This is a genomic window from Actinocorallia libanotica, from assembly GCF_039525175.1.
Lineage (GTDB): Bacteria > Actinomycetota > Actinomycetes > Streptosporangiales > Streptosporangiaceae > Actinocorallia > Actinocorallia libanotica.
Map to the genome: position 1 here is coordinate 1 of NZ_BAAAHH010000017.1, position 20,953 is coordinate 20,953.

Below are 20,953 nucleotides of genomic sequence, written 5' to 3' on the forward strand. Positions count from 1 at the left end.
TTCACGTCCAGGGCCGACCGCTCCGTCCGTGACCATGCTGTGATCAACAGCCTCGGAAGGCTGCTGGAAAAGGCTCACTGAACGTTTTTCATCCCTTGAGGAGGGCGTGCTGGTCACAGCGTGACGACAGGTCGGCCATTCAGGCCCGAACGTAGAGAATCCCCTGGTAGACGGGTTGATCACCACAACCAAGAACCGTCACGACCAGGAGCTTCGGATGTTGTTCTATCGCGCTGCCGTGGATGTGTCGCGTTCAACGCTGAACTACGTGGCCGCCATCGTCCGCCGCCACTGCAAGGCGATCGGCTCGTCCTGGCGGCTGCTCGCCCCGGGGCGAGCAGCGCTGCTCGTGCTGGTCCACCTGCGCAAGGGCGAGACGTATCCCGAGGTGGCGGCAGGCTTCGGAGTATCGACGGCCATGGCCTGGCGATATGTGCAAGAGGTGGTGATGCTCTTGTCGGCCCGCTCACCCAAGCGGACCCAGGCGCTGCGCAGGGCGAAGAAGGACGGGCTGGGCCACCTGGTCCTGGACAGCACGCTGATCCGCACCGACCGCGTGAAGACCGACCGGCCGTACTACTCCACCAAACACCGCTTCCACGGGGTGAACATCCAGGTCATCGCCGGACCCGACGGCACGATCCTGTGGACCTCGGGTGAGATGCCCGGCAAGACGCACGACCTGACCGCTGCCCGGGTGTGGGGGATCCTGCGCGAGCTGGACAAGACGGGGATCCTCACCCTGGCGGACAAGGCCTACCAGGGGTCCGGGGCTGCCGTCGTCCTCACCCCGTACAAGGGCAAGGGCAAACCCGCAGGTCAGAAGCAGGCGAACCGCTCCCATGCCAAGCTCCGCGGGCCCGGGGAGCGAGCGAACGCGCAGCTGAAGTCATGGAGGGTCCTGCGCAGGCTGCGCTGCAGCCCTTGCAAAGCCGGTCACCTCGTCAAGGCCATCGCCGTCTTGCAGAACCACCGGGTCGCTCAAGCAGCCCGAGGATGAAATGAGTTCACTGATCGCATGATGCCGAGGTGAGGTTGGGGCACTTTGGCCCTGCGTGAACTGGAGGTCTGCCACCCGGACCCGGCCTGGTCCGCCACCGGTCTTCCGTTCTTCCGGCACGGAGCGTGTGGCCCTTTGTGGACAGGGTTGGGGTGGGTGGAATGTCGGATCAGAGTGGATGATCATTGGATGGACTTCAGGTTGAAGCGGCCGTTCTGGTTCGGGGTGGGCACGTTGGCGGTGGGGGTATTCGCCGCCGCGGTGATCGGTGTCGGGAAAGAGTATGATATTACGCTTGTCGCAGCATTTGGTCCATTGTTGATGCTTGTGACAATCTTTGGCGTGTTTGGCGGGATATTTCTTACCGTGGTGAGCCTGTTTCCGGCGAAGGTGCGCATTGACGAGCGGGGCGTGTACTCGGGGAAGCTCTCCGGGAACATCGAGGTGAGGTGGGGGCAGGTTCAGAGGGTCACCGTGGAGCCACATCCGACGTTGCCGGGGAATCCGGAGGCGGTGATCGCGTGGGCGCGGCCAGGGGAGTCTCTGGGAAAGATGCGCCCGCTCGACCGCGACGGGCTGAAGGGTTACATGCTCTTCTTCACGGAGGACGTCAAGGAGACGCAAGAGGACCTCGTCATGGCACTCCGCCGGTATGCGGGGGCCCGGTTCGACTGGGGTGGCGAGGGCTGATCGGTGACGGTAAACCGTTCGCGACGGCGGTCTACCGGTGGTTCCAATGCACGACCTCCTCGAAGTGGACGGCGACCGTGTTCTTAAACCCGGCGTCCACCCACGCGGTGGCCCCCGACGGGTTGCCGATGGCGATGCGGTCCAGCAGTTCGGTCCCGATGGCGTTGTCGTGCGTGCTGGCGGCACCCGCCGCCACCGTGATCACGCAGCCCAGCGCATCCACCGCCAGGCCGCGTTTGCGGCCCGGGCTCTTCTTGCCCGGATCCAGCCCAGTCGTCTCCTGAACCGAAAGCCGCCACCAGCCGCCCCCGCCATGCCGACCTGCGGCCTCGCAGAACTGGCCAGTTCTGCGAACCGCGCACAGTCACCGCCATCACCCACAGCTGCTCTGGTGGTGGGGTCACGTTCGGGGGCGGTGGGCTCGCCAGGGCGACCGGATCGGCCCGGTTCGCCCTGGCCTGAACGGAAAAACGCATCGCGGCGCATACTGAGGAGGCACCGGTGCGCTGCGGGCTTCGTGGCGGCTGCGCCCAGCTTGTTCGGGAGGCTCAGCTGAGCGGGATGAGGGTGTCCACGTCCCAGGTGTACTGGGGCCCGGCGGGATGCTGCTTGGCCCACACGACCGCGACGGCCTCCAGTTCGATGTCCACATGACGGATGCCGAAGCGGTCGGACAGGTCGGCGACCTCGCGGCGGCTGAGTGCGCTGACGGCGGGGGTGTTGTAGGACAGGGAGGAGTGGGCGTGCCGGGGGGTGCGGGTGCGCCGGGCGTCGGGGTCGACGCTGCGCATCGCGGCCGCTGCTGCCTGCATCAGCGTGGTGACCGGCGGGGCGTCGCCCGTCGGTGTGATCAGGATTCCGTGGCGGTGCAGTGCCGCCTGGGCGGCGAATCCCCACCGCCGGGCGCCGGTCGCCTGCGGCGCGGGGTGGTCGTTGAGGTGTGCGGCCAGGGCGGTGGCGATCGTTTTGGCTTCGGCTGTGGTGGCGTCTTCGATGCGCGCCCCTGTCCAGTGCTGCCATTGCCGGGGCACCGGGGCCATCAGGTTCCCGGCGAGGTCGCGGGTGGCGGTCTCCAGGTCGGCCAGCGCGGTGGTGGGCCGCATCAGCCCGTAGATGTGCAGGATCCTCACCCCCGGGGGCTTCCAGACCTGCGCCGCTCCGTCGGGGCCGACCATCGGCGCCAGCTGAGCGCCGGGCGGGCGTAGATGGGCACGCACCTGCTCCTGCTGTTGTTCCAGCTCACGCGTCTGTCGGGTGCACTGCTCGTCCAGGTCGAGGAGTTCTTTCTGGGAGAGTCCTTGGGTTTTCATCGATCCTCAGTGTCGTTTCGGGCGTGGGCGTGCGTCACCGAGGTGTTGATCTCGGTGGTGTCCGGGGTGAGAGCGGTGTCGCCGCGGTCGCTGTCCTCACCGGTGGTGGCCTCTCAGGTCGGCTTGCGGCGTTGGGCTCTGGTGGTGTGCTGGGGCTGGCCGCGGTTGGCGGGCGGGGGGCTGGTGGCGGGGGCGGTGTCGTGGAGGACGGCCAGCCCGGCGCGGGTGCCCGCCAGGATCTGCTCACGCAACGGGGGCGGGGACTGGTGCCGCTCCAGGACCCGTTGGGCTGTTTGGACGATGAGGATCTCAGCGGCCTGTACCGGCAGGGCCTGGGTGCCGGTGAGCAGCTCGGCCAGCCTGTCGCGCAGGGCGTCGGCCAGGTCGTGGCACGTGCTCTTGAGCATCGAGGCGCTTTGGCAGCCGCCCAGGAGCGCCGCCTGCCCCACCTCCAGGATCGTGTCGACTAGGACGGTGTCGACGTCGAGTGTGGCCGTCACCGCGCGCTCCCGGCGGTCGGGTACTGGCGGATGGTCATCTGGCCGATGCCCAGCAGCCTTTTGAGTGTGCGGAGCTGGTGGCGTTGCTGGAAGGAGGTGTGGGCTCGGAGGCGGACCAGGACCTCGCATGAGCCGCGTCCGGTGGCCAGGTACGTGATGCCTTCCACATCCTTCAGCTGGTGGGCGATGTGTGCCGAGCCGGCTCGCGAGCAGATCTCGACCCGAAAGGCCGTCACCGGCGGCTCGGGGCGCACCAGGACCTGAAGGACGAGGGTGCGGGTGTCCAGCAGCCGCTTGAGGCGGGTCCCCACGGCCCGGTCGGACAGCCCCAGCTCGGGAGCCAGGCGGGTGAGGCGGGCGCGGGGGTCGGCGATGACGAGTTGGGCGAGCCGGTGGTCCAGCTCATCCATCCGCGCCGGCCGCGGGCAGGCGGGCAGGCCGCCGCGCAGGGTGCGCAGCACGCGGAAGAGCCGGACGCTTGCGCCCGCGGCGCGCACGCGGGCGGCGAGTTCGGCCAGCTGCTCGTCATCGCGCGCGTGGAGGGCGGCTTCGGTGAAGCCGTCGCCGACGGTGGAGATGCGCACGGCCGGGTGGCCGGCGAGTGCGTCGGCCACCCGGGCGGCCGCGGCGTCGGTGACCAGTTCGGCGGCCACCGGCAGACCGAGCGCCACGGGGTGCAGGCATCCGGTGAGGCGCACCGATCCGCTCTCCAGCAGCCGCTGGAGCCGGTCTTTGACGGTGATGCGGCTGAGCCCGACCTGTTCGGCCAGTTCCTGGTAGGAGCAGCGCGGGTCAGCTGCCAGCACCGCCGCGAGCCGACGGGTGAGCACCTCGTTCATCTCTTCCCTTTCTGATCGGGGCGCTCACCGCAGCCAGGCGAGTGCGAGGGCGAGGGCGTCCTGGCCGTGCTCGTCCGGAGGGATCGGGATGTTGTCGTAGACGCGGCCCAGGCGGTCTGCTTCCCGGGAGCAGGTGAGGACCAGGCGCGCACCGTCGGGCAGGTCGATGCACTCGTTGCTGGTGGCGTATCCGCCGGTCGGCTCGCCGAAGGTGCGGACGTCGGGCAGGCCGAGGAAGGAGATCAAAGTGGCTTCGGCGGCGCTTGCGGTGCTCGGGCCGGTGAGGAGGGCGGTCCGGGGGCGCGGGCGGCGCAGCGTGTAGGGGTTGGGGACGGGCGAGCGGCTGGATTCTTGGTGCAGGATCTCGCCGTCGTGAAGCTCCCAGCGGGAGGTCTCCGAGCCGTCGGCGTCGAGGAACGACCCGAGATGACCGTCGTCCAGCAGCGGCGCCACGACGGTGAGCATGGGGTACATGTTGCCGCCGCCGTTGCCGCGCAGGTCGATGATCCATCCGTCCGGGTCGTGGACATCCAGGCCGCGGATGAGCGCGGCGCCCGCGGCGGTGTAGTGGCGGTTGAACTCTGGGGAGCCGGCCACGGAGGGGAGGTCGAGGTAGGCGAATCGCTCCTCGAGCATCCGCCCGCTGGGGAGGGGATTTTCTTGGGCGCTTCCGCGGGTGCGTCTTTCCTCGGCGGCCTGCGGGGTCAGGAAGAAGGTGTGCTTGTTGCCCAGCGCCTCCACCGCCCGGGTGATGACGGTGTGGGCGTCGTCGAGGGAGGCGACCGGGACCTGACGGAACCGGGCCCAGTCGACCTGGGCGCGGTCCAGGGCCCGCTGCTCCAGGATCTGCAGCACCTCCGCCAGGTAGTGGCCAGGGTCGATTCCGGGTGCGGGGTCCTCTGGATCGGTGCGGGTCATGACGTTCTTCCTCTGGCGGGTTTCATAGAGCGGACAGGGGTGTTCACCAGGGTCATCAGGGCCGTCGGCGGGCTCTGCGGGGGCGCCGGCGGGGCTGGGTACGGGTCAGGCCTTGGGTGCGCAGGGCTTGCAGGAGGTGGGTGCCCAGGCCGGTGACGTCGCCGCGGCCCATGGTGAGGATGACGTCGCCGGGCTCGGCGGCGGCGGCCAGGGCGACGGCGTTGAGGCGGGGGTTGCTGCTGGAGGGGATCAGGGGGCGGCCGGTGGCTTGGGCCAGCTGGGAGGCGAGCTGGCCGCAGGCGTGCTCAGCGCGCTCGGGAGTGGGGTCGGGGTAGCGGGTGTGCAGGGGTAGCAGGAGTATCTGGTCGGCTCCGCAGGCGAGGGCGCGGCCGATCTGCGGGCCGAACGTCACGAGTCGTTCCAGGCCGCAGGGTTGGAAGGCCACCAGGAGGCGCCCTGTTCCGGTGAGGGCGCGGGCCGCGGCCAGGTCGGCGGTGATCTCGGTGGGGTGGGCGGCGTAGGAGTCGACGACGGTGACATCGCGGCCGGTCCCGGCGGGCAGGAGGCGGCGCTGCACGCCGGGGAAGGAGGCCAGCGCTTGGGCGGCGCGGGCGGGGTCGATGCCGCGCAGGGCGGCGGCGATGATCGCCGCGGTGGCGTTGCGGACCTGGTGCAGGCCCGGACCGGCTGCCCAGATGTGCACTGGGTCGTGCCCGGGCAGGTGGGCGGTGCCGGTCGCGATGGCGTGGTCGTGGTGCAGGCCGGTGAGCGGGACGTCGGCGCCGGGCGCGGTCCCGTAGGTGAGGACACGAAGGCCCGGCAGGGCTTTCAGGTCGACGGCGAGGGCGGCGGTGCCGTCGTCGTCGGCGCAGAGGATCACGGTGGCATCGCGGGGCAGGCCGCAGGCCCAGCGCAGCATGGTGGCGTGCACATCGGCGGCGGAGCTGTAGGTCTCGGGGTGCTCGTGGCCCAGGGCGGGGATGACGGCGATGTCGGGGTGGGTGAGCAGGTGGGAGCGGTCGGACTCGTCGATCTCGGCGACGAAGGTCTCACCGCGGCCGGCGTGGGCGCCGGTCGCGGTGTCGGCCCACCGGCCGCCCATCATCACCACCGGGCCGGCACCGACGGTGCGCAGGATCCAGCCGATCATCGCCGTGGTGCAGGACTTGCCGTGGCTGCCGCTCACCCCGATCGAGGCCTTCACATGCTCGAAACTCCCCCGCTGCTCGTTCATGAGCACATCCAGGGCCTGGGCGCGGTGGATGAGGGGGACGCCGGTGGCGCGGGCGGTGACCAGGTCGGGGTGGTCGTCGGGGATCGCCGAGGAGTACACCGCACACGAGGTGCGGTACTCGCCCCCGGTGATGCCCAAGACGGTGGTGCGCAGCCTCTGGACGATATCGGGGCTCATCTGCTGGTCGGTTCCGGTGCACTGGAAGCCGGCCAGGGTCAACAGCTGGGTGAGCGGCGCCATCAGCTCGCCCTGCATGCCGATCATGTGCGGACGCGACAGGTCGATGCTGTCCGCCTTGACGCGCGGCGGCCCGTCCGGCCAGTCGCTCCGCTGGGGGGTCTCGCTCACCGGACGGCTCCTGTCGGGCGTGGTGGTGTCGGGGCGGGGATACAGCAGAGAGCGGTCAGCGGCTCCACCGCGGGCGCCGGCGTGAGCGCCGCCGTCTCGGGCCGCCAAGCGGTGCCGGCGACCAAGCCGGGAGGCAGAAGCTCCAGGCCGTCCAGCAGGCGGGCGATGCTCTCGGGACCGCGCAGCACCCACGGCTCGAAAGGCACCTGCAGGATGTGGTCGGCGTGGGCTCGGACGAGGTCGGGGGGAAGAGAGGTCACCCCGTCGACGAGGAGGAGGAAGCTGCCCTCGGGCAGCCCGGCGGTGAGCCGGGCGACGACATCGCGGGCCTGCTCATCATCGGTGACGTGGCACACGACGTGGCAGGCCAGCACCGCGACGGGCTCGGCGAAGTCCAGAGCTTGGGCAGCGGTTCGCAGAATGCACTCGGCGTCGCGCAGGTCGCCTTCGCAATGCGCGGTGGCGCCTTCGCAGCCGCCGTTGAGCAGGCCGCGGGCATGAGCCAGGACCAAGGGGTCGTGGTCGACGTGGACGACCCGCGCGCTCGGGTCGATGCGCTGGGCGATGGCGTGGACGTCATCGCCCGACGGGGAGGGCATCCCGACCCCGAGGTCGAGGAACTGACGGACGCCCTCGTATGCGACGAGGTGGCGAACGGCCCGGAGGAGGACCGCACGGCTGTGGCGGGCGAGGTCGACGATTGCGGGGAAGGCCTGGCGATACCGTTCGCCGGCCGCTCGGTCGGCGGGGAAGTTGTCCTTGCCGCCCAGCCAGTAGTTCCACACCCGTGCCGCAGAGGGCACCGACGGGTCGATTCCCCCGTACAGCTCCCGCCGCAACTCGCCCAGAAGGAGCTCCTCTTCGGCGCGCTGTTCGTCGTTGCCGATCACGTGGCTTGCTCCCAGTGCAGGCGGGCCCGGCCGATCAGCTCAACCGCCGCCGAGCCGTACACCGCGCGCTCGGCGAGGACGTCATGCTGCTGGCGGCAGTCGGCGACCACGGCCGGATCACTCAAGGTCAGCAGCCCTCCGGTGGTCTCCTGCTCAACGGCTTCGTCGTAGACGATGAAGCCACCGCCGGCCAGGGCCGGGTGGTAGCCGGTGGCGCGCGGCAGCACGCCCAGCCTCAGAGCGACCGGCGGCACGGCGGCCAGGCCGGTCAGGTGCCGCATCTGAACGGCCATCACCCCCGCCTGGCCGACCGGCTGGTAGAGAGCGTCCTCGTGCACCACGGCGTGGACGGTCGTGTCCGGGTCGGTGAGCACCGCCTGGCGGGCCGTGCGCGCGGTCACCGCCTCCTCGAGGTCGTTGCCGGGTACCGGGTAGCGGCGGATCGCCTCGGCCAGGACGGTGCGGGCGTAGCCGGGGACCTGGAGCAGGCCCGGGATCAGGCGGTCGGTGTAGAGGCGGATGCTGCGCGCCGTTTCCTCTCGCGCTTCGAAGGCACGCTGGGCGCTGGCCTCGCCTGCGGCCAGGAGCTCGGTCCACGGTACGAACAGCAGCGCCGACCAGGGAAGGGGGCGGGTCACGGGGCCTCCGTGGTGAGGGCTTGGACGAACTGCGCAGCGTCGTTCAACGCTCCGAGTCCGGAGACGAGGTCGTATCCAGGGGCCGCGCAGTGCCCCTGGATGGTGGCCGTGTGGTTGCAGCCTTGGGTGATGTCGGCCAGCCCGGCGTCTTGGGGGCGGTCGGCGTGGCGGTGCAGGGCCGGGCCGATGTCTCCCAGCGGCCGACTGGCCTGCTGGGCGGCGATGGCGACGATCCCCGCGACGAGGGGCGCTGCGATGCTGGTGCCGCGCGCCGGCTTGACGATGGGCTTGCCCTGGGAATGGGTGGTGTGGATCCACACCGCCGATTCGGGAGCTGCGTTGGCCAGCAGGTCCGGAACCCCTCGGTGCTGGCCGAGTAGCGCCGCGGCGTGGTCTTGATGGGCGGGCCTCGGGAAGAGTGTGGAGGTGCCCGCGCCGGTGGCGCCCTTCTGCGTGGTGAGGGGGGACGGCGAGCCCCAGACTTCGTCGGGCCCGGTCCGCTGGCCTTGTGCGTCCAGGTGCAGACGGCTGCCGCCGACCGCGGTGACGAGAGGGTCGGAGGCGGGCCAGGCGACGGCACGCCTGCGCTGATCGCCGGTGAGGTCATGGCCGCCGCTGCCGGTGTCGCCCGTCGAGGCCAGGAGCGTCGTCCCGGTCCGGTTGGCCGCGATCAGCGGCTGGCGCAGCTCATCGAAGCGGGCGCGGCCGCCGGCCAGCTGGAGCACCGAGGGCTCGGAGGCGCCCAGGCTCATGCTGATGACGTCCACCCGGCGCTGGCGGGTCAGCCAATCGATGGCCTTCATGACCTCGCCGATACCGGCGAGGTGATCGAAGCCGACCTGAACGTAGAGGAGCTTGGCTTTGGGGGCTGCTGCGTGTGCGATCTGCAGGTCGGTGGTGGCCTCGTGCGCGGCGAGGTTGGCCACCGGGTCGTCCGGGGTCAGGGGCGGGGCTCCCCGGTTGATCACCTCGATCCGGGTGCGAGGCAGATCGAACTGGTCGCTGAAGTCGTCCATGCTCTTTTGCACGTAGGGGTTGGCGGCAGGGATGACGATCGCGATGGTGGTGCCGCGCCCGTCCATGCCCTGGGCGTGGAGGCGGTCCAGTCCGTAGGCGCGCAGGACCTGGGTGGGGGTGTAGCACCCGGACTTGTACTTCTCTACGCACTCGTCGTAGGAGGGCAGGGGCGCCGGAGGACGGACCGGCTCGGCGGTTCCGCAGCCGGCGGCCAAAGCGAGCGCGCACGGCAGGGCGAGAGCCGACAGCCTTCTCCACCGGGGCCGCTGCAACGTCGGCAGGGCGAGATGGCCTGTCTGTCGGGGCACGATGCTCCTAGTACTGGTGGCGCCTTCCTCATTCGAAGGAGGGCGGGGGGATGGTCGCCTGCACGCCGCGCCTGGCGACGCGGCGTGCAGGCCGTTTGCGGGACGGGGCAGAGGACGGCCGGAAAAGGGAGGATCTGCTTTGTCCGGGCCGTCCCTCTGCACTCACGTCTTGTTGTGGTGGTTCAGCAAGACGGGGAGGTCGTACTCGCAGGCCGTCCGCCAGAACCGCGCCTGCTCTACGCCCGGCGTCCGGCGGATCCGCCGGTGAAGCGCGTCCTGCCTGCCCAGGGGTGTGACCACGCGGGCGAGGATGTCGTAGCGGCCGTGCCCCACCGCCAGGTAGTCCAGGCCGGGGAGCTGCAGCAGGCTGAGGGCGACGGCCTGGGCGGGGGCGTGGACGGTGATGCCGATCCGGTGGGTCTCGGCGGGCGCACCGCTGCGCCCGGTCACGGTGAGGAGGAGCTCTCCGAGCTCCAGCAGCCGGTGGATTCTGGCGCTGACGGTGGTGGCGGACAGGCCGGTCGCAGCGCGGAAGCTGGTGAAGGTGGCGCGGGGGTCGTCCGCCATCAGGTCCATCAGCGTGTGGTCCACTTCATCCAGCGGGGCGAGGTCTTCCCCGCGGACGCGGGGGATGCGCAGCTGCGGCTGGATGAGGTTCGCGACCCGGAAGACCTCCACGCTGCGGGTCTCGGGGTGGGCGCGCAGCGCGTCGGCCAGGTCACCCAGCTCACTGTCGTCACGGGTCCACAATGAGAGCGTGATCAGGCCGTCGGCGTATCCGGTCCTCACACAAGGCCGCTCCCCCAGGCCGGCGGCGACCTGCTCGGCGGACAGGGCGGTGTCGATGAGCAGCTCCGCTGCGACCCCCAGCCCGTGGAGGTGGGGGTGGGGCCCGCCGGTGATCTGCACGGCTTGGGAGTCCAGCAGCTTCTTCATGCGGGCCCGGATCGAGGCGCGGGCCATGCCGAGTCGATCGGCTATCTCCTGGTAGGAGATACGAGGGTCATCGACCAGCATGCCGATGATCCGCCGGTCGATGGGGTCCAGTGTGTGCCTGTGGTCGGGCTCTGCCGGGGTGGTCATGGTGCCTTTCACGAGATGAGCAGGCCTCCCGGTTCCCCCCATTTCTGGTTCCGGGAGGCCTGCGGCTGGACCTGTGCGGCCGCCCCGCGCCTCCGGTGGCGGCCGCACAGGAGTTCTTCACAGGGAAGGGGCCAGGAGGTGGCCGACGCCGGCGAGGATGACCGGAGAGGTCGCCTGGTCGTCTTCGCCGCCGATCCGGGGCATGTCTGCGGGCGCTGCGGGGCGCCATTGCCAGGTGGGCACCACGCCCGGCTCCAGCAGCCAAGTGCCCTCGAACAGCGCCTCGATCTCCTCCCGGCTGCGGAAATGCAGCCCTGAGGCGGTGCGCGCGTAGGTGCCGGTGGCCTGCCGGGTCCGCTCGGGGTCCAGGCCGTCGGCGGTGACGTGGCTCAGCGCCAGGTAGGAGCCGCGGGCCAGCCGCTTCCGGTAGGCGCCCACCAGGGCGGCCAGGTCACCGGGCACGAAGTGCAGGACGGCGATCATCGCCAGGCCGACCGGCTGCCCCAGGTCGATCCCGGCCTCCTGGCAGGCGCTCAGGACCGTCTCCGGCTCGCGCAGGTCGGCGGTGACCACTTTGGTGCTGGCATCGTCGGCCAGCAGGGCGCGGCCGTGGGCCAGGACCAGCGGGTCGTTGTCGACGTAGACGACCCGGCTGCCCGGAGCGGTGCGGTGGACGACGTGGTGCAGGTTGTCGGCGGTCGGCAGCCCCGAGCCCAGGTCGATGAACTGGCCGATGCCCTCCTCCGCCATGACGGCAGCAGCCCGGCGCATGAACGCCCGGTTCTGCCGCGCGACCCGCGGCGCGTCGGGGAAACCCGCGATGATCTCCTGCGCGGCCGCGCGGTCGGCGGCGAAGTTGTCCTTGCCGCCCAGGAAGCAGTCATAGACACGTGCGGGGCTGGGGACGGTGGTGTCGATTCCCGCGGGGACTGCGGCTTCTTCGCCGGTCACGGGTACTCCTAGTCGATGAGGCGGCCCGGCAGGGGCCGACCGGGTGCGGTTGACGGGGTGGGTGCCCCGCCCCCTTGCCCGGAAGGGGGCGGGGCACGGGCGGGTCAGCCCAGGCGCACGGGCAGCGCGGTCAGGCTGTTGGTGAAATGGGACGGGATCGGGACGAGCTGCTCTTGGCCGACCGCGAGCCGCAGGCCCGGATAGCGGCCGAACAGCGCCTCGAGCGCGAGGCGGGCCTCAGTACGGGCCAGGTGCGCGCCGGGGCAGACGTGGGGGCCGTGGCCGAACGCCAGGTGCCGGGTGGCGGGGTGGCGGTCGAGCTGGAACCGGCCGGCGTCGGGGCCGTGGTGGACCGGGCAGCGCCCCAGCGCGCTGTAGGGGGCCAGGACCATTTCACCGGCCGGGATGGGGACCTCGGCCAGGGTGATGTCCTCCAGCGTGTAGCGGCCGGGGAAGTTGGCGACGGGCCCGTCGAAACGCAGGACCTCTTCCACCACCGCCTCCCAGCCGACCTGGCCGCTCTGGGCGAGGGCGAGCTGGTCGGGGTGGGTGAGCAGGAGACGGACGGCGTTGGTGAGGAGGCTGAGGGTGGTCTCCTGTCCTGCGGCCAGCAGCGCCCACAGGGTGTCCATCAGCTCGCGGGCCGACAGGGCGGCGGGGTCTTCGGCGCGCAGCGCGATCAGGTCGCTGGTGAGGTCCTCACCGGGATGGGCGGTCTTGAGCTCGATGAGTTCGGCCAGGAGACCGGTGATGGCGGCCTGGGTCTGCACGACCTCCTCGGGCGGCAAGACGGCCGAGAGCACGTTGTCGACCAGTTGGCGCAGCCGCGCCCGCCAGTCGGCGGGCACTCCCATGATCTCGCAGATCACCTGCAGGGGCAGCGCCACCGAGAAGTGCTCGTGCAGGTCCACGACGCCGTCCGCGCCGGCCCGGCCGGGCAGCTCGTCCAGCAGTTCGGTGATGATCTGGCGGATGCGGGGCGTCAGCGCCGTCACGCCGCGCGGGGACAGGGCGCCCAGGATCGGGCTGCGCAGCCGCTGGTGCTCCGGACCGTCGGCGCTCACCAGGTTGGTCACCTTGATCATCCCGATGAGCGGCCATCCTTCGGGGATGCGGCCCTCGGCGAGCTGGTGCCAGTGGTGCCAGTCCTTGGTGATGCGCGGGTCGGTGATCAGCTCGGCCAGCAGCTTCTGGGTGGTGACCGCCCAGGCGGTCACACCGCCGGGCAGCAGCACGCGAACGACAGGGCCGGCTGCGCGCAGGCGGGCCGCCTCGCCCTGGTGGTCGGTGGCGGTCGGATCCAAGGTGATGGTGGGGGTGGCGGACATGGCAGCCTCCAGAGGGGGGTTAGGCGGCAGGCATGGGGAAGGCGACGGGCAGGGCGGCGGGGCAGCGTGCCCACGGGGCGGGCATCAGGGGGACGTCCTCAGCGGAGACGGTCAGCCGGACTCCCGGCAGTAGTTCCAGAACGGTGTCCACGGCCGTTTGGGCGATGATGCGGGCCGGGGTCTTGGCGGGGCAGGAGTGCGGGCCCGCGCTCCAGGCCAGGTGGGCGCGGTTGCCGACCTCGATCCCGGCACTGATGCGGGGGTCGGTGGCGGCCGCGGCGAGGCCGAGGATGAGCGCGTCGCCGCGGCGGATGCGCTGCCCGCCGAGCTCGGTGTCGGTCAGGGCGTAGCGGCCGGGGAAGTGGGCGACCGGCGGGTCTTCCCACAGCACGGTGTCCAGGGCGTCGCCGATGGACAGGCGCCCGCCGTGCAGCCGGTTGGCGAACCGGTCGTCGACCAGCAGCAGCCGCAGCGTCTGGGCGATCCAGCCGATGAGGGTGTGGTAGCCGGCGGCGACCAGCGCCACGATCGTCTGCAGGACCTCGACGTGCCCCGTCAGCCCGGGGTGGGCGATCAGTGCGGTGGTCACGTCGCGGGCCGGGCAGCGGCGGCGGGAGTCGATCGCCGCGCCGATCAGCTGCTCGAACCGCCGGTTGCCCTCCTGGGCCTCGCCGAGCGAGCCGACCAGCAGTTGCATCGCCGCCAGCATCTGGTGGCCTTGGGCGACGTCCAGGCCGCACAGGTCCGCCAGGGCGAGCATCGGCACGATGACGGCGTAGTCGCCCACCAGGTCGGCCTGCCCGCGGGAGGCGAACCCCGTGATGAGGGTGCGGCAGATTGCTTCGACGCCCAGGCGCAGGGCGCGCTGGTCGACGCCGCCCAGAGCGTCCTCGATCGGGCGGCGCAGTCCGCGGTGCTTGGCGCCGTCCGCGCCGGTGACGTTCTCCCGGTAGCCCATCATCGGGATCAGCGGCGAATCGGGAGTAACGGTCCCGTCCTGGAGCAGCCGCCAGTGGCGGGCGTCGCGGGAGTACAGGTGCTCGGATCGGGTGACGGTGAGGAGTTCTCGATGCCCCATCACCAGCCACGCCTCCACGCCCGGCTCCAGGTCCACCCGCGCGACGGGTCCTTGGTTGGCGCGTAGCCGGTCGTATGCGGCCGCGGGGTCGGCGGCCATCGCGAGGTCCAGCAGCGATGTCATCTCAAGGCCTTGGGGGAGTGGGCGCTGTGCGCGTGTTGGATGAGGGAGGCCAGGACGGTCAGGCAGGAGGAGCGGTTGCGGGCGTCGCAGCCGATGACCGGGACGTCGTCGGGCAGGGTCAGGGACTGGCGGATCTCGCTGCCGGAGTAGACCGGTGCGTCGTCGAACTGGTTGGCCGCCACCAGCAGCGGCGCGTCGACCTTTTCCTCGAGCTGGTCCAGGACATCGAAGGCGTCGGTGATGCGGCGGGGGTCGACCAGCAGCACCACGCCGATCGCGCCGGTGGCCAGGGACACCCACTGGTCCCAGAACCTCCTCTGGCCCGGGGCGCCGAACAGGTAGAGCACCACGTGCTCGCTGAGGGTGAGGCGGCCGAAGTCCAGCGCCACGGTGGTGGTGGACTTGTCGTCCACGCCCCTCAGGTCGTCCACGTCGGCGCCGGCCTGGGTGAGGGCCTCCTCGGTGCGCAGCGGCGCGATCTCGCTGACCGAGCCGATGAGCGTGGACTTGCCGACGCCGAACCCGCCCACCACCAGGATCTTCACCGACTCCTGGACGGTGTCGGGCAGGTAACGCTCACCGGAGCTGTTGGAGTCCATGCAGCACCTCCTCCAGGAGTCCCCGGCTGGGGGCGGCGGTGTGGGCGCGGGTGTGCAGGTGGCCGGAGTCGACCAGGTCGGAGGCCAGCACCGTGACGACGCTGACGGGCAGCTCCAGGTGGGCGGCGGCCTCGGCGACCGACAGCAGCCCGGCGCACATGCTCACCAGCGCCCGCTGCTCACCGCCGGCCTCCGGCGGCAGAGGCCGCTCCGGGACCGCGATCAGCAGGGTGTGCACCGACAGGGCGTTGCGGGTGGGCAGGGTCCGCCCGCCGGTCACCACGTAGGTCGGTACCGGACGGCGCCGCCGCCCGTCGTCGCCGATCACTCTGGCGCCGTCCCGCGGGCGGCGACCGACAGCCCCTCTCGGATCCGCCTGACCTGCAACGCCATCTCCTGGCCGACCCGAGCGGGGTCGATCCGGGGTTCGGTCACCACCGCCAGCCGCGAGTTGTCCCCGGCGAGCTGCACGAACAGGAACCCGCCCTGGAACTCGACCATCTGCTGCCGGACGAAGGGGGCCCGGCCGTCCTGGTGTTCACCGTGCGCCTTGGCGACGGAGGAGGCGATGCTGTGCAGCGACGCGCAGAACGCGGCGAGCCGCTCGGCGTCGTCCCGGCCGGTGTTCGGGGAGCAGGTGATCAGCAGACCGTCGGCGCTGAGCACCACCACGTGCCGCACCCCGGGCACGCCGCTCATCTCGCCGATCATCCAACTGAGGTCCTTCTGGCCCGTCATGGTGCGTCTCCTTGGGGTCGGTCGAGGTTGTCGAGGCTGGCGAAGGCGGCGAACAGCTCGCCGGTCCTGGCCGGGTCGGGATCAGGCACGGGGGCCGCGGGCACCTGGGTGACGGCCGTGCCCTCGGAGGCCCTACGGCGGCGTCCGCGTATCGGCAGGCCGGATCCGGTGGTGGCCGGGGGCTCCGCAGCGGGCGTAGCGGCCGGGGCGGGCGCCGTGGTGTGCGCGGGTAGGTCCGCCATCAGCTGCCCCGGGACCAGCACGACCACCTGAAGCCCGCCATACGGGGAGGTCTGCATACTCACCCGCAGGCCCAGCCGTCGGGCGAGGACGCCTACGACGGCCAGACCGATCTGCGGGACCTCCCCGAGCTGCCACAGCCCCACCTGCTGGGCGCCCGAGGCGATCGGGCGGATCGCGGCCAGCTCGGCCTCGGTGAGCCCGACCCCACTGTCATCGACGCGGATGGCCACTCCGTGCTGGGTCTCCTGGACGTGGACCGCTACCTGGGTGGGCGGCGGGGAGAACTGGGTGGCGTTGGCCAGCAGCTCGGCGACCAGGTGGATCAGCGGTTCCACCGACTGCGCCCGGACCGCCAGGTTCGGATCCCCCGTCACCACCACCCGCTGGTAGCCGGCGATCCGGCCCGAGGCGGCCCGCACCACGTCCACCAGCGCCAGCGGCTGCTGCCACAGCTGCCCCGTGCCCTTCCCGCACAGCACTTGCAGGCCCTGGGCGTGATGCGCCAGCCGCGCCGCGGCGTGGGAGATGTCCATGAGCCGCGCCAGTGCTTCGGGGTCGGGTTCGGTCTCGGCCCATTGCTCGGCGGCGGTCCCCACCCGGTGCGCGCCCGTCTGCACGCGCTGGGCCACCGCCACCACCGCCAGCCGCACCGACTCGGCGTCGCGCTCCCACCGCTCTTGCCCGGCCTGCACCGCCTGCCCGGACAACTCCTCCAGCAGGACGCGCACGGAGTCCTCCGGCCAGGACGCCGCGGGGACCTCCCGGCCCGCCCACGCCGCAGGGAGGCGGACCTGCAGCAGCTCCTCGACGGCGGCGTAGAACGTTCCCGCCTGCCGTTGCAGCCGCAGGTGCAGGTCCCGGGCCCGCTCGTCGGCTTCGTCGGCACGCCGCTCGTGGGCGTGGGCGGTACGGGTTGCGGCGTAGAGGCGGTGCTGCTGACGCACGGCGGCCCAGATCGCGACCGCTGAACTCGCGGCCGCGCCCGCGGCGAAGACGGCGGGCGTGGTCGACGGGCCGGGGAGATGCAGCGCGCACACCGCGGCGATGCCTCCCGGGAGCGCGGCCGTGCTGACGGCCAGCGTCATCAGCCAGGGCCGTTGCCGCGCAGGAGGGGAGGAGGGGGGTACGGGATTCATGATCGCTTTCTCAAGGGGGGGTTCTTGCCGTCGAGCCGGGCCGTTTACTGCTCCTCTACGCAGCCGCACGTCACGCCCACCAGGGGAATGTGTGCGATGAGGTGCTTACCGCCCCGGTCGGCCGATGGCCGCTCGTACCATTGGCTGCTGAACGTCTCCACCAGTGGCAGGCCGCGGCCCGATTCCGCCATCGCCTCAGGCATCGTCAGAGTGGCGTTGGCCTTGGAAATCGGAGGAGCCGGGTCCCACACGTCCAGCACCACGCACTCACCCCTGTGCTCCGTGCGCACCTCGATCGCCTGGCCTTCGGCGTGGGGCAAGGTGTTGGTGACGAGCTCCGAGGTCAGCAGCTGGAGATGCTGCAGCTTCTCCTCGCTCAGGCCCCAGCCCCGCGCGCTCGCCATGACTTCGTCCCGGGCTCGCTTGACCGCATGCGGTTGCGAGATCAGACAGATGGTCCTCGCGGGGGCAAGTGTCATTTCGCTCATCGCTGCGACCTGCGCAAAGCGGATCCGGGACGGGCAGGGAAGCCGCCCGAAACGGCTCTATTACCACTCATGACGGTCAGATTCCTAGCTTGATCTGTTCAGGCTTCGGATGGCGGAGGCAGTACGGCTTCGGGGTCATTTCGTTTGCGGCTTTGAGGATTGCGCGATTCAAGCGAAGTTCCCAGGACGCGATACCGCCTCAGCCCCGAACTCCCACCGAATCGAGCACCCTCCCCGGGGTGTGTTGATCAGAGTTCCTGGGGGAACAGTGGCGGCCCTAGCGGTCTCGTTAGGTAGAGCCGCTGCTGACAACCCGAACTGCTGGTTCGGGTGGAGTGGGAGATTTGAGGAGATGGTTGGAGCTGCCCTGGGCGCGGTTGCTTGCGGCTGGCCGGCTCGGCCTCTACTGTGATCCGCCACAAAGTCGGGACCGTACGCGAGGGCGTCTCCCGCGAAGTTCCCAGGACGCGATACCGCCTCAGCCCCGAACTCCCACCGAACTGAGCGTTCTCAACGCTAGGCAGTGATGTGAAGCTGAGCAGCATGGCGCTTCTCAATGGGCAGCCCGCCGCTCCGGAAGTCCTTCAGGACCTGGCTCTCAGCGGGTACGGCCACTTCACCTCCATGCGTGCCGAGGAAGGATGTATCCGCGGTCTGACCCACCACCTGGAGCGTCTGGCGCGGGACTGCCGAGTGGTGTTCGGCACCGACCTCGACCGCGAACAGGTCCGCAGCTGCATCCGCGATGCAATTGCGGGCCGTCGGGGATCATTGATCGTCCATGTCACCGTGTTCGAGCCCGCCATCGGCCTGGCACATTCTGCCGCTCCGGCCCCGCCCCACATCCAAGTGACAAGCTGGCTCGCCGATCCGCTGCCAGCAACGCCCCTCCGGGTCCAACCCCAGACCTACGCTCGTGAGGAACCCACGGTCAAGCACGTCGGCTTGTTCGGCCCGCTGCGCCGACGCCGCACTGCGGTACTCGCCGGATTCGACGATGCCCTGTTCACCGACAAGGCCGGGTTCATCAGCGAAGGCACCACCTGGAACATCGCCTTCTTCGACGGCGAGCGCGTCGTCTGGCCCGGCTCCGACATCCTGCCGGGCATCACTATGCAGTTGCTCAAACAAGTCCACGAGCGGACGGTCACCTCTCCGGTGAACCTCCGCCATCTGCCCCAGATGCAGGCGGCATTCGCCACCAGCACCGCCAGTGGAGTCCGGGCCATCACCGCCATCGGCGACCACAGGCTGCCTGCGGACCACGAGATCTTCGAGGTCTTGCGCAAGGAATACCAGGAGATCCCTGCCGAGCCGGTTTAACCTGCTTTTGAGAGCTCGCTTCCTTCCCCCGACGAGGAGAACGGTTCCGTGACTACGCTGGTGAAACTCTGGACCGGACGCGAGATCGGCGCTCTGCGAGCGGCGATGCGGCTCAGCCAGCATGCATTCGCCGCCAAGCTCGGCATCAGCGAACGCATGGTCTCCAAGTGGGAGGAACGCGGGGCAAGCATCCAGCCTCAGCCCGTCAACCAGGAAGCTCTCGACTCGTTCTTGCGCAGTGCCGATGCCGACATCAAGCTCCGCTTTGCTCAAATCATCAAAGACCTCGCTGAGCAGGAATCAGCGACACCGCCCGTTGTCGCCGATCCTGTCACTGCACCGAATCGCGCACCGCAATCCGATGCGCAGCGTGCTCGACACTTCACGGCAATGATGCCAGCGCCAGCATCTGGGGCTGAACAACTAGAAAGGCAGGTGGAAATGGCGGCACGAAGGGCACTGCGATTCAGCCTCATGGCCGAGGGATCCAACGTGGGACCCGAGACCCTCGACCAGCTTCGCGACGAGGTCACGCGGCTGGCGCTGGCCTACCCACAACAGCCGCTGTCGATGCTACTCGGTGACCTCATCGAGCTGCAGGATGCCGCCTTCCGGCTGCTGGAAGGCCGCCAGCGTCCGGCAGAAACCGCCGAGCTGTACCTGATGGCCGGTGTGCTCAGCGGCATGCTCGCCAAGGCCAGCCACGACCTCGGAGACCCGCACTCAGCCATGACCCAGGCCCGGACCGGCTACGTGTGCGCCGACAACGCCCACCATGAAGGGCTGCGCGCTTGGACACGCGGGCTGCAGTCGACAATCGCCTACTGGGCGGGATGGCCCAACGACGCCGTCCGCTATGCCCAGCTGGGCGCCGAAGCCGCTGGTAACACCCGCGGCACCTCAGCGGTGTGGCTGGCCGCTCAAGAAGCCCGCGCCTGGGCCGTGCTCGGCGACGCCGAGCAGACCGAAGCCGCGATCAACCGCGCCAATGACGCCCGCGACCGGGTCACCGGAGACGAGCTCGACCAGCTCGGCGGCCTCATGACCTTCACCCGGCCTCGGCAGCTGTACTACGAGGCCGACACCCTCGTCTGGCTGCCCGGCACCGGCCATGCTGCCCAGTCCTCCGCCAGTGCCGCTGTGGCCGCCTACGAGGACGCCGATCCGTCTGAATGGTCCTTCAGCGACGAGGCCGGCTCGCGCACCGACCTGGCTCTGGCCCGCGTGAACGCTGGAGACCTCGAGGGCGGCGCTGAGGCTCTGCGCTCGGTCATCGGCCTGCCCGTCGAGCAGCGGATCGGCGGAATCATCTCCAGCGTTCGGCGCGTTCATGAGGCGCTGCGCGCCCCCAACTACCGCAACGCTCCGGCCGCCCGGGACGCCCAGCAGGAGATCGAGGCGTTCTGCCAAATCCCGGCCGCAGCTGCTTTGCCCCCCGGCCACTAGCCTCAAGAACATGTATCCGGTCACACTCTCCGGCCAGCGACTCGTCCTACGGGAGTTCACTGCAGATGACGTCGACGACCTCGTGAAGATCTACGGCGACCCGGTCGTCACCGAACACCTGTCGTTCGAGCCCCGGACCCGCGACCAGGTCGCCGCCACCATCCAGTCCGTCTCCACAGCCGCGCGAGCCGAGCCGCGCACCGAATACTCCCTGGCCGCGGCTTTGATCTCCACCGGCCAGGTCATCGGGTTCGCTCGCCTGGCCGTAGACGCCCAGCACCCTGGCCAGTCCAGCGCCCAGCTCGGCTTCGCCCTCAACAAAGACCACTGGGGACAGCATCTCGGTCAAGAACTCCTCACCCTGCTGTTGCGCCTGGGTTTCGACGAACTCGGCCTGCACCGGCTGTGGGGAGCCCGAAGTCCCCTCAACACCGCCTCCGACCGGCTGATGACCAGACTCGGAATGGTCGAGGAGGGCACCATTCGCCATCACCTCAACATCCGCGGCCAATGGAGGGACTCCGTCGTCCACTCCGTCCTAGAAGACGAATGGAAGGAAACCGACCTGCAGTGATGGAGGGATGTTCTGCGCCGACTGCCGCGCACCGGCTCGGGCAGCCGGAGGGGAGATCGGCGTGCTGTTAAGGGAGGTGTACAGCCGCTCGATGCCCGCTGGCAGGCAGCTCCGCGAATGGGCGTCACGTCATCCCGGCCAGGACCCGCAC

The 20,953-nt window shown here is 70.4% G+C and carries 23 protein-coding genes; 5 read left to right on the forward strand and 18 right to left on the reverse strand.

Annotation, left to right across the window (positions count from 1 at the left end; all coding sequences use genetic code 11):
- Positions 1–217: 217 nt before the first annotated feature.
- Positions 218–1,000 carry a transposase family protein gene (locus ABD140_RS20440; RefSeq protein WP_344242494.1) on the forward strand — a complete coding sequence of 261 codons (783 nt, stop codon included), beginning with the start codon at positions 218–220 and terminating at the stop codon, positions 998–1,000.
- 189 nt (positions 1,001–1,189) lie between these two features.
- Positions 1,190–1,690: a hypothetical protein gene (locus tag ABD140_RS20445; protein WP_344242495.1), complete on the forward strand. Its 501-nt coding sequence runs from the start codon at positions 1,190–1,192 to the stop codon at positions 1,688–1,690.
- A gap of 31 nt (positions 1,691–1,721) precedes the next feature.
- Here ABD140_RS20445 and ABD140_RS20450 read toward each other — a convergent pair whose 3' ends face one another.
- The 18 genes from ABD140_RS20450 to ABD140_RS20535 all read right to left on the reverse strand — a co-directional run bounded on the left by ABD140_RS20450 (position 1,722) and on the right by ABD140_RS20535 (position 17,459).
- Positions 1,722–2,054 (reverse strand): transposase, encoded by a 333-nt coding sequence (locus ABD140_RS20450; RefSeq protein ID WP_344242649.1) that lies wholly within the window; start codon positions 2,052–2,054, stop codon positions 1,722–1,724.
- A 184-nt stretch (positions 2,055–2,238) separates the two neighbouring features.
- Positions 2,239–3,000: a hypothetical protein gene (locus ABD140_RS20455; protein ID WP_344242496.1), complete on the reverse strand. Its 762-nt coding sequence runs from the start codon at positions 2,998–3,000 to the stop codon at positions 2,239–2,241.
- 113 nt (positions 3,001–3,113) lie between these two features.
- On the reverse strand, positions 3,114–3,500 hold the full coding sequence (locus ABD140_RS20460) for a hypothetical protein (protein WP_344242497.1): 387 nt from the start codon (positions 3,498–3,500) through the stop codon (positions 3,114–3,116).
- The gene (locus tag ABD140_RS20465; RefSeq protein WP_344242498.1) at positions 3,497–4,339 is read right to left on the reverse strand and encodes an AsnC family transcriptional regulator; all 843 of its coding nucleotides are present in this window, start codon (positions 4,337–4,339) and stop codon (positions 3,497–3,499) included. Before ABD140_RS20465 ends, ABD140_RS20460 begins: the two co-directional genes overlap by 4 nt.
- Positions 4,340–4,363: 24 nt before the next feature.
- Positions 4,364–5,257 (reverse strand): S41 family peptidase, encoded by an 894-nt coding sequence (locus ABD140_RS20470; RefSeq protein ID WP_344242499.1) that lies wholly within the window; start codon positions 5,255–5,257, stop codon positions 4,364–4,366.
- Between the two features lie 55 nt (positions 5,258–5,312).
- Positions 5,313–6,839 carry a Mur ligase family protein gene (locus tag ABD140_RS20475; RefSeq protein ID WP_344242500.1) on the reverse strand — a complete coding sequence of 509 codons (1,527 nt, stop codon included), beginning with the start codon at positions 6,837–6,839 and terminating at the stop codon, positions 5,313–5,315.
- Positions 6,836–7,729 (reverse strand): SAM-dependent methyltransferase, encoded by an 894-nt coding sequence (locus ABD140_RS20480; protein ID WP_344242501.1) that lies wholly within the window; start codon positions 7,727–7,729, stop codon positions 6,836–6,838. The genes ABD140_RS20475 and ABD140_RS20480 overlap by 4 nt, the downstream gene beginning before the upstream one ends.
- Positions 7,726–8,367, reverse strand: a complete 642-nt coding sequence (locus ABD140_RS20485; RefSeq protein WP_344242502.1) for a DUF5753 domain-containing protein — start codon at positions 8,365–8,367, stop codon at positions 7,726–7,728. Before ABD140_RS20485 ends, ABD140_RS20480 begins: the two co-directional genes overlap by 4 nt.
- Entirely contained in the window at positions 8,364–9,692 is a 1,329-nt protein-coding gene (locus ABD140_RS20490; RefSeq protein WP_344242503.1) for a S53 family peptidase, read from the reverse strand. Before ABD140_RS20490 ends, ABD140_RS20485 begins: the two co-directional genes overlap by 4 nt.
- 162 nt (positions 9,693–9,854) lie before the next feature.
- Positions 9,855–10,775 (reverse strand): AsnC family transcriptional regulator, encoded by a 921-nt coding sequence (locus tag ABD140_RS20495; RefSeq protein ID WP_344242504.1) that lies wholly within the window; start codon positions 10,773–10,775, stop codon positions 9,855–9,857.
- A gap of 117 nt (positions 10,776–10,892) precedes the next feature.
- Entirely contained in the window at positions 10,893–11,726 is an 834-nt protein-coding gene (locus ABD140_RS20500) for an SAM-dependent methyltransferase (RefSeq protein WP_344242505.1), read from the reverse strand.
- 104 nt (positions 11,727–11,830) lie between these two features.
- The gene (locus ABD140_RS20505) at positions 11,831–13,054 is read right to left on the reverse strand and encodes a cytochrome P450 family protein (RefSeq protein ID WP_344242506.1); all 1,224 of its coding nucleotides are present in this window, start codon (positions 13,052–13,054) and stop codon (positions 11,831–11,833) included.
- 19 nt (positions 13,055–13,073) lie between these two features.
- A complete protein-coding gene (locus tag ABD140_RS20510; RefSeq protein ID WP_344242507.1) occupies positions 13,074–14,255 on the reverse strand; it encodes a cytochrome P450 family protein in 1,182 nt (393 codons plus the stop codon).
- Entirely contained in the window at positions 14,252–14,854 is a 603-nt protein-coding gene (locus ABD140_RS20515; protein ID WP_344242508.1) for a GTP-binding protein, read from the reverse strand. The genes ABD140_RS20510 and ABD140_RS20515 overlap by 4 nt, the downstream gene beginning before the upstream one ends.
- Positions 14,832–15,182 carry a DUF742 domain-containing protein gene (locus ABD140_RS20520; protein WP_344242509.1) on the reverse strand — a complete coding sequence of 117 codons (351 nt, stop codon included), beginning with the start codon at positions 15,180–15,182 and terminating at the stop codon, positions 14,832–14,834. Before ABD140_RS20520 ends, ABD140_RS20515 begins: the two co-directional genes overlap by 23 nt.
- A complete protein-coding gene (locus tag ABD140_RS20525; RefSeq protein WP_344242510.1) occupies positions 15,179–15,592 on the reverse strand; it encodes a roadblock/LC7 domain-containing protein in 414 nt (137 codons plus the stop codon). The genes ABD140_RS20520 and ABD140_RS20525 overlap by 4 nt, the downstream gene beginning before the upstream one ends.
- On the reverse strand, positions 15,589–16,971 hold the full coding sequence (locus tag ABD140_RS20530; RefSeq protein ID WP_344242511.1) for an ATP-binding protein: 1,383 nt from the start codon (positions 16,969–16,971) through the stop codon (positions 15,589–15,591). Before ABD140_RS20530 ends, ABD140_RS20525 begins: the two co-directional genes overlap by 4 nt.
- Positions 16,972–17,015: 44 nt before the next feature.
- A complete protein-coding gene (locus ABD140_RS20535) occupies positions 17,016–17,459 on the reverse strand; it encodes an ATP-binding protein (RefSeq protein ID WP_344242512.1) in 444 nt (147 codons plus the stop codon).
- Positions 17,460–18,002: 543 nt separating this feature from the next.
- Between ABD140_RS20535 and ABD140_RS20540 the strand changes: the two genes are divergently transcribed.
- The 3 genes from ABD140_RS20540 to ABD140_RS20550 are packed head-to-tail and all read left to right on the forward strand — an operon-like array spanning position 18,003 to position 20,802.
- Positions 18,003–18,782, forward strand: coding sequence for an aminotransferase class IV family protein (locus tag ABD140_RS20540; RefSeq protein ID WP_344242513.1), 780 nt, complete (start codon positions 18,003–18,005; stop codon positions 18,780–18,782).
- 48 nt (positions 18,783–18,830) lie between these two features.
- Positions 18,831–20,228: a helix-turn-helix domain-containing protein gene (locus ABD140_RS20545; RefSeq protein ID WP_344242514.1), complete on the forward strand. Its 1,398-nt coding sequence runs from the start codon at positions 18,831–18,833 to the stop codon at positions 20,226–20,228.
- Between the two features lie 10 nt (positions 20,229–20,238).
- The gene (locus tag ABD140_RS20550; protein WP_344242515.1) at positions 20,239–20,802 is read left to right on the forward strand and encodes a GNAT family N-acetyltransferase; all 564 of its coding nucleotides are present in this window, start codon (positions 20,239–20,241) and stop codon (positions 20,800–20,802) included.
- Positions 20,803–20,953 lie beyond the last annotated feature (151 nt).